6 protein-coding genes are annotated in these 13,070 nt (G+C 39.6%); all 6 read left to right on the forward strand.

The window, feature by feature from the left end; translation table 11 throughout:
- Positions 1-24: 24 nt before the first annotated feature.
- The 6 genes from eda to ALFOR1_RS05835 all read left to right on the forward strand — a co-directional run bounded on the left by eda (position 25) and on the right by ALFOR1_RS05835 (position 12,951).
- The gene (eda, locus tag ALFOR1_RS05810; protein WP_058548094.1) at positions 25-642 is read left to right on the forward strand and encodes a bifunctional 4-hydroxy-2-oxoglutarate aldolase/2-dehydro-3-deoxy-phosphogluconate aldolase; all 618 of its coding nucleotides are present in this window, start codon (positions 25-27) and stop codon (positions 640-642) included.
- A 13-nt stretch (positions 643-655) separates the two neighbouring features.
- A complete protein-coding gene (fbaA, locus tag ALFOR1_RS05815) occupies positions 656-1,735 on the forward strand; it encodes a class II fructose-bisphosphate aldolase (RefSeq protein ID WP_104642338.1) in 1,080 nt (359 codons plus the stop codon).
- Positions 1,735-2,697 (forward strand): class 1 fructose-bisphosphatase, encoded by a 963-nt coding sequence (locus tag ALFOR1_RS05820; RefSeq protein WP_104642339.1) that lies wholly within the window; start codon positions 1,735-1,737, stop codon positions 2,695-2,697. The genes fbaA and ALFOR1_RS05820 overlap by 1 nt, the downstream gene beginning before the upstream one ends.
- A gap of 441 nt (positions 2,698-3,138) precedes the next feature.
- The gene (locus ALFOR1_RS05825; protein WP_104642340.1) at positions 3,139-5,874 is read left to right on the forward strand and encodes a poly(beta-D-mannuronate) lyase; all 2,736 of its coding nucleotides are present in this window, start codon (positions 3,139-3,141) and stop codon (positions 5,872-5,874) included.
- A gap of 272 nt (positions 5,875-6,146) precedes the next feature.
- Positions 6,147-9,194, forward strand: coding sequence for a TonB-dependent receptor (locus ALFOR1_RS05830; protein ID WP_104642341.1), 3,048 nt, complete (start codon positions 6,147-6,149; stop codon positions 9,192-9,194).
- 796 nt (positions 9,195-9,990) lie between these two features.
- Complete coding sequence (locus ALFOR1_RS05835; protein ID WP_104642342.1) at positions 9,991-12,951, forward strand: TonB-dependent receptor; 2,961 nt, start codon at positions 9,991-9,993, stop codon at positions 12,949-12,951.
- Positions 12,952-13,070: the final 119 nt, after the last annotated feature.

Here is a 13,070-nt window from a genome sequence, read left to right on the forward strand (position 1 = left end):
TACTTAAAATAAAGGAACAACGTTATGACTCGCTTTTCTGAACTTATGTCAGGGCAAACACTGCTACCTATAATTCAAGCTGATACCCCAGAGCAAGGTGTACAAATTGCTAAAGCTATGGCTAATGCAGGTCTTACCCTGGTTGAGGTTGTGCTAAGAACAGAAGCATCTTTAGATGCGTTAAAAGCTATAAAAGAGCAAGTACCTGAGCTTAAAGTTGGTGCAGGAACAGTTATAAACGAAACTATTTTACAGCAAGCAATAGATGCAGGTTCTGATTTTATTGTAACTCCAGCTGTATCTCCTAAACTATTAAGTGCACTTACAAAGTGTAACGTGCCTGTTTTACCAGGTGTATCAAACACAGGTGATATTTTAATGGCTCTTGAATATGGGTTTAAAGAGCAAAAGTTATTCCCGGCATCGCTAGCTGGTGGTGCGTCGTTTGTTTCTGCTGTATCAAGTGTTTTTAGAGAAGTTAGTTTTTGCCCAACTGGTGGCGTAAGCGAGCAAAACAAAATGGACTACCTATCTTTAAACAACGTGTTTGCAGTAGGTGGGACATGGGTCGCTAAAAAAGAATGGGTTAAAGAGCAAAACTGGCAAGCAATTACTGACTCGTGTATAGAAGCTATAAAGTAAGAAGGAACCTACAATGGAACATTTAGCCCCGGCAATACTGCCAGGCGTAATAGTTGGTGACGAAGTAAGTGCGGTATACGAACATGCTCGTGCTAACCAATATGCTTTACCTGCAGTTAATGTTGTAAGTACAACCTCAATTAACGCAACCTTAGAAGCAGCCAAAAAAATGAGTTCGCCAGTCATCATTCAGTTATCTAATGGTGGCGCACAATTTTTTTGTGGTAAAGGCTTAGTGTTGCCAGATCAGCAAGGCGCTGTACTTGGCGCAGTTAGCGCAGCAAGGTATGTGCACGCAGTTGCTGCACATTACGAAGTACCCGTTATGCTGCATACCGATCATGCTGCTAAAAAGCTATTACCTTGGATAGATGGTTTACTCGATGAGGGCGAAAGGCATTTTGCTTTAACCGGTAAGCCGCTATTTAGTTCGCATATGATTGACCTTTCAGAAGAGCCTCTTGAGGAAAATATAGAAATATGTGAGCGCTACCTTACACGTATGGCTAAAATTGGAATGACGCTTGAGATAGAGTTAGGGTGTACTGGCGGTGAAGAAGATGGTGTTGATAACTCCCACCTAGATAGCTCGGCCTTATATACGCAACCCGAAGATATTGCTTTCGCTTATGAGCGATTAAGTAAAATTAGCCCTAACTTTATTATTGCCGCATCGTTTGGCAATGTTCATGGTGTGTATAAGCCTGGCAATGTTGTACTAACGCCAAGTATTTTAAAAGATTCTCAAGCTTACGTATCAGATAAGTTCAACTTGCCTAATAATTCAATTAACTTTGTGTTTCATGGTGGTAGTGGCTCTGAATACAGTAAAATTGCAGAATCATTAACTTATGGCGTAGTAAAAATGAATATCGACACTGATACACAGTGGGCGTGTTGGAATGGTATTTTAGATTACTACAAAAATAAGCAAGCTTATCTACATGGACAGATTGGTAATCCTGATGGCGATGATAAGCCAAACAAAAAATACTATGATCCACGTGTATGGCTTCGTCATTCTGAGCAAAGTATGGTCACAAGACTCGAACAATGCTTTACCGATCTTAATTGTGTAAATAGGTACAATTAATGAAAAGATTAAATACAGTTCTTAAAGAAGACGGTGTAGAAACCGACCTTATTTTACTTATACGTACTATTTTAGCGACATCAAAAGAAATTGCTTTCAGAGTAAGCCAAGGCGAACTTGCTGGCGTTTTAGGTTCAACGTTAAACGAAAATGTTCAGGGTGAAGTACAAAAAAAATTAGATGTGATTGCTAATCAACTTCTAAAAGATATATTAATAGACGATACGTTAGTAAAGTCAGTAGCGTCGGAAGAAGAAGATCACGCAGTAGGTGCTCACCCAGATGGAAAATTTATAGTTGCTTTTGATCCGCTCGATGGTTCATCAAATATTGATGTGAATGGTCAAATTGGCACCATATTTACAATTTATCCAGCGCGAGATGATGTTGCTTATGACAGTGACGAGCAATTTAAGCAACCAGGTACTAATCAGGTTTGCGCAGGTTATGTTTTATATGGCCCGTCTTCATTACTTGTAATGAGTACTGGCGGCCCAACACGATGCTATACGTTAGATTGTACTCATGGCGGATATCTACTAACTAATAAACAGCTAAATGTACCAAAACAAAGCCGAGAATTTGCGGTTAACATGGCAAATTACCGCTACTGGGATGAGCCAACACAAGTATATTTTGATAAATTGCTTTATACCTGCGAGAGCTTTGAAAAAAGCTCAATGCGCTGGAATGCAGCAATGGTTGGTGATGTTCATCGAATATTATGTCGCGGAGGTTTATTTTTATATCCTCAAGATAAGCGCACCGGCAATGAAAACGGCAAAATTAGATTACTCTACGAGGCCAATCCACTTGCATTATTAATGGAAAATGCCGGCGGCAGTGCCACCTCAAGAGGCAAGCGAATTTTAGATATTGCACCAAGCAGCTTACATCAACGAGTTCCAGTTGCTATGGGCTCTGATGAGCCCGTTGAGTTTTATAACAGTACACTAGCTTAAAGCGACACTTTCTTCCGTTAAAGTAGGACAGTTATTTTCTTCCTACTTTAACTTTTTACAAACCCCAGTAAGCTCAGTAATTTTTAAACACCTTCCTCAAATACAGTCAGTAAACACCACCACAACTATAAATTCTCTTTATGCAATTCAGCGCTTATTTTTACGTTAAATACGTAAGTGAGCACATTGAATTATAAATATTTAAAAAGATGGAAATTTGACCACTAAATAAAAATTACACTGGTTAATTAAATGTCCTCTTGTTGTAAATTAATTGGTCAACTTGCTGGTAAAAATTATTTTGTTATGGTTATATTACCAAGTTGGTTAACAATTTGTTTTAAAGTAGAAACTAGTTGGTAACAACTTTCGGGTTATTTGGTAACACACACAATAATTAGCCAAATATTTGAACCATAAATTTGCTTAAAGAGAACCACCATGAAATTAAAACACTTCGCACTTTGCGCTATTGCAGCAGCAATTGTTGGTTGTGATACAGATTCAAACAACAATGACAACAACTTGGGCTCTATAGCTCTAACAGGAACCCCCACAAGTGGGCAAACATTAACCGTAGCAGTGAGCGATCCTGATGGTATATCAGGCGAAGTTACTTATTATTGGTATGCAGATGGAGAAGCCATTGTTGGTGCTAATAGCGCATCATTCATGTTAACCGACGAGCAAATAGGTTTACCTATTACAGCGCAGGGTCTATATACAGATGATGGTGGAGTGAACGAATCTCATATTACCGACCCAACAGCTGATGTGGCAGCCATGCTGTTTCCTGCAAGTGTGACTATTTCTGGTGATGCGTTAGTTGGTTCGCAATTGACCGCAAGTGTTGTAGATGACAATGGTTTTGATAGCGACACGGTTGTTTATCAATGGTTTGCTGATGATATTGCAATTGCAGATGAAGTACTATCGACGCTTTTGCTAACTGAGGCGCAATTTGCAAGTGTGATCACTGTTTCCGCTACATTTGAAGATGACCGCGGATTTTCAGAATCTCCAACATCATTGCCCACTCAAGCGGTTGATAGAACAAATACACAAGGTGAAGTAACAATTAGTGGTACACCTACAATTGGCAATACACTAACAGCTCAAATTAATGATGCTGATGGGGCTTCAGGCACTATCGCCTATCAGTGGTTTGCAGATGGTGAAACTATTAATAATGCAACGCAAATTACCTACGTAGTTGAAGAAGCATTACTAGGTAAAAAACTCACCGTTCAAGTTACTTACACCGACGATAATGGTTTCTCTGAAGATAATATGTCTGAAGAAACGATTGCTGTTTCAGCCGTTGCTGTTGATGAGGCGGGAAGTATTGCGATTATGGGCGTTGCTCCTTACTTAGCGGGTAATGAACTAAGCGCACAAATCACAGATAACAATGGTATTGAAGAGTCTAACGTAACATACACATGGTCCGCCGACGGTGTTGAAATTACAGATACTAATAGCAAAACATTTACACCAACTAATTATGCAGGCGCTATTATTTCGGTGTCAGCTACTTATACCGATAATGATGGCTTTACAAGTACAGTAACCCAATCACTTGATAGTGTGATTTACAGTCAAACTGTGAGCAACCCTGAAGCATTATTAGGAGCTATTAGTTCTGGATTAGCCGATGGTTCTGTTATCGGTTTAAATACCGGTGTATACGCAGATATGGATGCAATTTTACTCACTAGTGCAGTGACATTGCGAGCAGTAGAAGGGCAAGTGCCGGTAATTAGCGGAGAATTATGTGTACACGTGGCTGATGGGGTCGATGGCGCTGGTTTAGAAGGTCTTACATTTAAAAACATTGATACAAAAGCAGGCGAGTTTTGTGAATCTGAGGAATCTGCCGTTATTTATTCAGAAGGCGATAATTTTACCTTTTCGCACAACACAATGGATGGAGAAGAAGATACACTTAATAACTCTGAATACCATTGGCTGATGATAAAAGGTCAAAGTGCATTAGTAGAGAGAAATACCTTCTCTAATCGAATTGTAGCCGAAAAAGGCTCTGTGATTAAAATGTCATCTTCAAGTTCAGATCACGTAATTCAATATAATTTATTTAGTGATAGTAACAATCCAAACTTTGGGCAATCAAGTTTATATTTAATTAATGCAGGTAGTACAACAGGCTCAGGCGCCGCTGACGACGCAAATTTTACTATTCAATACAACCGGATAGAAAATTTTGTAACGGGTCGTCGTTTAATGCGTGTGCAAACGTCTGGTGCAACTATAAAAGGCAATACAATTGTAAATGCTAATGGCGGTATATCACTTGAAGATGGTGGCTTTAATGCAGTTACAGACAACATAGTTATTCGTACCACTGATATAGAAAGCTCAAGTGATAGGCCCGCTGGCGTGATGATGACACCGCTTGGTCATACTGTCAGTAATAACTATATTGCGGGAATTCGCTCTGGCAACAAAGAAGCGGGTGGCATTGTATTTACAGCTAACCCATTCTCTCAAGCCGATGGCGGTGTGCCAAACTCTGGTAACCAATCTGTATTAGACGCTGCGGGTGATTTCACATTAACGGTAACAAACAACACCGTATTAAACTCACAGCAACCCATCGTATTTAGTACTGAGATTGGCTCTAAAGCACCGACAGGGGATTGTGATGAATTAACCGCAGAAAATGCCCCTGTTTTATATGGCTTAACTAAAAATGCCTTTGTTATTAACTTTAACGGGAACCTAATTGCTAATGGCCTAGGTGAAGAAGCTGTAGAAGACGCCCCGACTCCTGAAAGTGCGTTTTCTTTAGGGCTATTCTATCCAAATAGGCTAGATAGCGACCATGCATTTGAATACGACTGTGATTTAATTAACCACGACAGCTCTGTATTTAGCAATAACTTTGGCTATATGGATAGTCGAGTTTCAGGTGATGACAGCGATGATTGGGTAGCCATTAGAAACCTTAACGGTAATGGGTCATTCGATACCGACGGGGCAATTGATCAAGACCCTGTAGCGAATGATAAAGAGGTACTTGAGTACGTAACCGTAGCAAGTACGTTGATTGAAACTGATCCAGCAGGTGCGCAAGCTGTTGCTGGCGCTAAAGGGCTTCATTACATACAAACCAGCCAAGTGGGCGCAGGCTCAACATGGGTAATTCAAAACGATTAATAGCTTTCTAGTAAAGTAAAAAGCCCCATATGGGGCTTTTTTGCTTTTAGTGCTTTACTAACACACCTATGAATAACAGTTTAAACCTATCTGACATGTCGGTAATGCAGGTTATCTTTAATTGGTATACCTTATGGTAATATTTAAAGCTTAAATTGGTTGATCATGTATAAGTGTTTGAGTATATTAAGGCCAGTAGACACATTATATATACAAAAGCATAACAAGCTAACACACTTAAATCACACAACAACAACCAGCGGAGAATTCAAATGTCGTTGAAGTCAATAAAGAATAATAATTCTATAACAGGGCAGTTTGCATTAAGACCTGTTGCCAAATGGGTAAGAACAGCGGTCATAGCAGGTATGGCAACTTCTTGTGCATTTTCGGCAAGCGCACAACAAGAGCAGGGAAAAACGACAGAAGTTGAAGAAGACGTAGAAATTATAAGTGTTACAGGTACCCGTAGAACAATACAGGATCAAATTGCTATAAAGCGAGAAGCAACTACGGTTGTTGATGGTTTATCATCAGAAGATATTGGTGACTTACCTGCACTCTCTATTGGTGAAGCACTAGAATCAATCACTGGTGCTGCATCGCACCGTGAAAACGGTGGAGCAACAGAGATCACTATCCGTGGTCTTGGTCCGTTTTTAAGTGCAACGCACATTAACGGTCGTGAAGCTACAAATGGTAGTGGTGACCGTTCAGTTAATTTTTCACAATTCCCATCAGAGCTTGTTAAAAAAGTAGCAATTTATAAAACGCAAGATGCATCAATGATTGAAGGTGGTGTTGCAGGTGTTATTGCGCTTGAAACTGTAACGCCATTGGATTACGGCAAACAACGTGTATCGGGTGAAGTTAAGTTAAACTATAACCCTGATGAAGGTAATGTTGATAATTCACTACAAAGTGATATGGGTTACCGTGGTACATTTAGTTATGTTGATCAATATGAGTTTGATAATGGCCAAGCAGTTGGTGTGTCTTTTGGTGTACAGCGCCAAGAGGTTAGCTCGCCTGAAGCAGAATACAGAAGTTCAAGCCCATCAGGTTCTTCGCTTTGGGCATGTTTAAATGACCCAACTAATACCAATGAAGGTTTTTACCGCAGTAGTGCAGGTGACTGTGAAGACCAAGTTAATGGCAGTAGCAACCAAGGTTATAACACTGATATAGATCCTGAAACAGGCAAAGCAGTGAGCGATGGTAGCCCATACGCATGGACAGGCAGTAGCCGTAGTTACCGTCAAAACGAAACATCTGACGAACGTGACGCTGTATTTTTTGCACTGCAATACCAACCTTCAGCTGATTGGGATATCAACTTTGATACGCAAATATCTGACCGTACTCAACAAGAAGCACGTCATGACCTAATCTTTTTACAAAAACGTGCAACGCCAGGTGTAACGGGCCCGACTCTTGTTACAAATGATGTAGGCGGTATTTTACATTGGGAAGGTGAAGAACGTATTGAATCAGCCGGTGAGCAATTTTCACGTGAAGAGAATTATCAAGGGTATGGTTTAAATATTGAGCACAATGTAACAGACCGACTAACAGTGAGCCTTGATTTAGCATACTCAAAAACTGATCGTGAAGAGCTGCAAATATCTAACCGTGGTAGAACCTCTGATCGTAACTATTTTACATGGGATATGGGCGATGAAATTCCTCATTTCACATTAACTGATTTTGATGTAACAGATATTTCTAACTTTACTGATAGTTTAAGAACACGCTTAGATCGTGAAAACGTTCGCGAAAATGTTATTAAATCAGCGCGCTTAGATTTTGATTATGAATTAGATAGTGGCATGTTCACTAAAATTGAAGGTGGTATCAGAACATCTGAGCTTTCTTTCATACAATTTGGTGGTACTGGAAACGGTGGTAATGGCTCAAGAGTTGAGTACACAATAGGCGATGATACGGCACTTGAAATTCTTCAAGGTTGTCAAAGTGACTTCCCTGAATCAGGCTTTTTATCAAGCGTGTCTGATGGTGATATCGTAACTAATGTTGATAGTGACGGTAACGTAATTGCTAGCGGTACAGGTTCATCATGGGCGACGTACGATAATGTGTGTTTTTCTCAAGCAGTTGCTGCAACAGATTCTGATTACAACGGTGAGTTTGGCTACCCAGACGTAGAATACCAAAATACGGGTACTGTTGATGTAACTGAAAAGACAACTTCTGCTTATTTAATGGCTAGTTACGATACAGAAATGTTTGGTAAGTTTATTCGTGGTAACTTTGGTCTTCGTATAGTTGATACTGAAGTAACCTCAGTTGGCTTCAGAACAGATTACTCTATCGGTACTGATGCAGACACAGGATTTCTTAAACTAGTATCAGATCCAACAACACTTGATAAAATAGAAAGCGGATCAAGCTATACAAAATACCTACCAAGCTTTAACCTAGTTGTGGATTACAGCGAAGATATACTAATGCGTGCAGGTATCTACCGTGGTATGTCTCGTGCAGACCCTTCAGATTTGAGCTATAACCGTCAATTTTCAACAAATAGTAATGATGATGGTGCAGCTACGTCACTTTCTGATTTATTAGTTGGTGTTAATGGTTCGGGCAACCCATCAACGCAACCTTTAATGTCATGGAACTACGATGCGGCAGTTGAATGGTATCCTAACGAAGACTCTATTGTAGCGTTAAGCCTTTACTATAAGCAGTTCCAAGGTGGTTTTGAGCAACAGACTGTTCTAGAAGAATTTACTATAGACGGGGAAACGGTATCTCTGCCTATTACTAACTCTGTTACATCAGACGATGAAAGCGAAATAGTAGGCCTTGAAGCATCGTTTTCATACCGTTGGGACAATGGACTTGGTATGAAGTTTGGTTATAACTTCGCAGATACTGACTTTGAATTTGAAGACAGTCTTTATGGTGACACGTTCACGACTGACTTAGACGGTAATACAACGCAATTAACGCAAGGTATTGTTGAGTCTGGTTCAGTTCCTGGTTTCTCTAAGCATGTATTTAGTAGCCAACTTTACTACCAAATTGGCGACTTCGATACTGCAGTTATTTACAAATACCGTAGTGAGTATTTCCAACCTTATACAAGCAATGGCACACGCTTACGTTATGTTGATGCTGTAGGTGTATGGGAAATGCGCGCATCGTATAAAATTAATAAACACTTTAGAATCAAAGCTGAAGCAATTAACTTGTTCAGTGCACCTAAATCACAAGATTTCTTTGTGGAAGATAACTTAGGTGAAGTAAATGATTACGGCCCACGCCTATTCTTAGGTATGAGTTTTAAGCTTTAGTAAATGGCTAAATTGCAGGCATTAAAAAAGGCGGTTTACCGCCTTTTTTAATGCCTGCAATTTAAACTAGTTTTAACTACCGCGCGCTTATAAGTAAATCGCAATACCAAGTCACTTTTATCCTCCATTACTTAAGCTTGAGCATCCCCCCGTGTAAAACACGCCCTAAATACTCTCGATTTAAACCAGTGAAGTTTTACAGTCTTTTATTTTCAACACCCTAAACTTTGGTAATAAACCTATCTCAAGCGGATTCTAGACGGTCATTGTGCTTATTTGAATGAGCGCTGCTTTTAACGTTTAAATTTTTAATGATGGCTTTATGCTAAGAAGAATTTATATAAATTTCATCGGGCAGAAAGGGTACATTTTTAAGCTGCACAGAGGTTATATAAAAAGATTTGTATGATAATGCACAAGCTTGGTTAACCAATTTTATGCGTTTATTTAATGAGCAGAAAGATTTTTATAGTTATTTTATATTTTATTTAAGGCTACTAATAATAAGAGTTTAAGCCTTCCCGAGTGGCTATTAAATATTTTTAGCTTTCTAATTTTTATTTAAAAACATGTGTTTAGATTGTTTTTTGACCTGCCTTTTCTTTTATTAAAAACGACTGTATTTTATTTGGTAAGTTAGGTTTGGCGTAATATGAAAAAATCTAACTTACCAGTGGGTTGACCTTTTTGTGATTTGGTGTAAATATTGAGTTAATGATTTGTAATATATAAAGGCTTTACCAAAGATAAGCGTAGCGAGTTAAACATAGCATTTCACACACACAGGAAAAAAACTATGAGTCACAAGTTATCTAAAATTACTCTGGCGGTTATATCTGCCACTGCACTGAATTTTTCTTTGTCAACACAGGCACAAGAAGCTCAACCACAAGCAAAAGATGATCTTGAAGTCATTGAAGTTTCGGGGATCCGCCAATCATTAACTAATGCCCTTGCTGAAAAGCGTTCGGCAGACAGCCTAGTAGAAATTATCCAATCAGAAGATATTGGTAAACTACCTGATCAAAACTTAGCAGAAGTACTAGAAAACGTAACTGGTATACAAATTACACGCCAAGCAGGTGTGGGTACCGGTGTACAAATTCGTGGTACAGATGCAAACCGTACTGAAATAAACAGGGTATCTACAGTGGGCTCTGGCTCAGGTCGTAGTGGTATTAGCTTTGAAGATGTTTCTGCATCAATTATATCAAGTTTGGAAGTTATCAAGTCTCCAGAGGCTAAAACCATTGAAGGTTCTGTGGGTGGCACAATCAACCTTAAAACAATTCGTCCACTTCATTTAGGTGAGCAATTAGCCACTATTAGAGTACAAGGCGAAAATAGCAGCCTAAGTACAGACAGTGGTTTACAGCCTCGTTTTTCCGGTACGTTTGCTGATAACTGGGAAACTGATGATTACGGTAAATTTGGTGTACTGATAAGTGGCAGCTACGCAGAGCAAGACGTAACGGCATTTCGCCCACGTGCAGATAGAGATAACGTTATTACTTCTGATAGTGGTGTAGCCAGTGCACAGTCGTTTGACTATTTACCAATTCAATTTTTTGTTCAAGATTATGATAACTACGAATACGAAACTAAAAACTTTGTAGGTACTATTGAATGGGCACCAAACGATAACACTAAATTTTATTTTGACGCGGTGGTAAACGATCAAGAGCGTCGTCAAGAAAGCTCACGTGTTCAAGCTTCTGGTGTAAGTGCACTTAATGATATTTCTGTTCCAGACGCTTTTGAAACTGTTAACTTAGGCTCACTTGGCGGAACTAACTTGGGTTCGATTCAAGCAGCACTTCGTGGTGTTATTCCTGTAAATTTAGATAACGATGATGACGATCCAAATCTTCGTTTTTCAAGCGATACAAACTCGCGTGTTACCGACAGCGATATATTTAGATTAGGTGGTGAATGGCAAGGTGATAAATGGTTTGTAAGTGCTGAAATTGCATCATCATCTTCAGACACAACAACACCTAGCTTTAATACAACACTTAACTTTATTAATCCTAATGCGCCACTAGACGCTGGTGGCGGCAATGATAATAGTGTGCCATTTGAGTACGATTTATCAGGCGGTGCACTCGCTTTTGGTATTGCACAAGGGGCAGAATACGCACCTACGGTTGAGCAATTACTAGACCCTGCAAACGTAGTACTGCGTGATGTAAATATTGGCCAAGATACGGTTGAAAACTCAGAAGATGCGTTTCGTATCGACTCAACTTATTACACAGATTCAATTATAACCTCTGTTGATTTTGGTTACCGTTACAGTAAATCACAAAGTAAGCAAAACGAAATTACATCAAGCGTTGGCCTAAGAACAATGGCAGATAGCCCAACAGGTGATTTATTTGCAGATTTATTAGTAGCTGGCCCAGATAACTTTAATGAAGCTGATGGGCGTTCTTTATACATTGCTGACTTTTTATTAATTGACCCAGAGCTTGTTGCATCAGACCCTGATGCTGTACTTGAAACATTACAAAACGCCATGACTGCTCATGGTTCAAGCAAAACATTAAATGCGCCAACATCAAGCTCTGCAGGCTTTTTTGATATAGAAGAAGTTACGCATGCATTTTACGCGCAAGCTAACTTTGAATACGAAATGATTCGCGGTAACTTTGGTGTGCGTTACATCCAAACAGACGTTGAGTCTACTGGTAACTCGATAACACAAGATGGCAGTGGTAATGAGCTTGTAACTCGTATTACTAATGAATCAGACTATGACTTTATTTTACCACGATTAAACCTAGTAGCTGATGTATCAGAAGATGTGCTTGTACGCTTTGGTGTAGGTAAAGATATCCGTCGTCCAGATTACAATGACTTATCTACTTCTGTTACTTATAGTACCAGCCCTAATGACGAAGTTGAGTTTGGTAACCCTGCATTAAAACCTGAAGAAGTGTTGTCATATGACCTATCGGCAGAATGGTACTTTGCAGAAGCAAGTGTATTTAGTGTTGGTATATTCCATAAAACACGTAAAGAATTGCATGTTAATCAGTTAACGTCGCCAGTAGAGGACCCAGTTACAGGTTACCGCGATTTAACAGACCCATGTGAAGGCGGCGGCATATTTAATCCAATTGCAGACATTAACGTATTTGGCCCTGAAAACGGCCGTGGTGTGTGTGTTGGTACAGAAACAAAAGTTAACGACAGCGGCGAAACAACTCAAAAAGGTATTGAGTTTGCGTTCCAGTATGACCTTGCAGGCTTTGAGAAAGACTTAGGTTGGGCCTCTGGTTTTGGTGTGTTAGCTAACTACATTATTCAAGAGTTCTCGGGTGGTGAAACAGTAAACACAGCAACTTCAAGAGCAGGTAATGTATTTGCAGCAAGCACAGGTACACCTGGTATTGAAGTAAGCGAAATTCAAGGGTTATTAAATCTATCTGAAAACGCATATAACTTTACCCTATACTACGAAAAGTATGGTTTATCAGCGCGTATGCGTTACACATGGCGCGAAGGTTACCGCTCAAACGACTTTGGTAGTACGTCTAGCTTCCCTTGGGGTTTCCCTGTGGTTCAAGAAGACCGTGGACAGCTTAATGCAAGTATTAGCTACGATGTGAACGAGCAGCTAAATATTGGCTTAGAAGCTGTAAACATTACTGAGTCTGAAATTAGCCAGTCTTGTGTAAACGAAAGTGCATTATTGTGTTTCCAAGGTCTAACAGACCGTCGTATAACACTAGGTGCTAGCTACCGTTTTTAAAAAGTAAAAATTGAGAGTGTGTTGCCTGTACGGGCAGTAAAAGCAAGCCGCATGGCTTGCTTTTTTTTGTGTTAAAGCTAAGCAGCGATAATACAATGCGGCTATTCTTTATAAATAAC

Origin of the sequence: Pseudoalteromonas carrageenovora IAM 12662 (genome assembly GCF_900239935.1) — a bacterium.
GTDB lineage: Bacteria > Pseudomonadota > Gammaproteobacteria > Enterobacterales > Alteromonadaceae > Pseudoalteromonas > Pseudoalteromonas carrageenovora.

Excerpts from the sequence above, each read along its gene's own strand:
- ALFOR1_RS05820 (WP_104642339.1), top strand. The coding sequence starts at position 1,735 with ATGAAAAGATTAAATACAGTTCTTAAAGAAGACGGTGTAGAAACCGAC.
- eda (WP_058548094.1), top strand. The coding sequence starts at position 25 with ATGACTCGCTTTTCTGAACTTATGTCAGGGCAAACACTGCTACCTATA.
- ALFOR1_RS05830 (WP_104642341.1), top strand. The coding sequence starts at position 6,147 with ATGTCGTTGAAGTCAATAAAGAATAATAATTCTATAACAGGGCAGTTT.
- ALFOR1_RS05825 (WP_104642340.1), top strand. The coding sequence starts at position 3,139 with ATGAAATTAAAACACTTCGCACTTTGCGCTATTGCAGCAGCAATTGTT.
- fbaA (WP_104642338.1), top strand. The coding sequence starts at position 656 with ATGGAACATTTAGCCCCGGCAATACTGCCAGGCGTAATAGTTGGTGAC.
- ALFOR1_RS05835 (WP_104642342.1), top strand. The coding sequence starts at position 9,991 with ATGAGTCACAAGTTATCTAAAATTACTCTGGCGGTTATATCTGCCACT.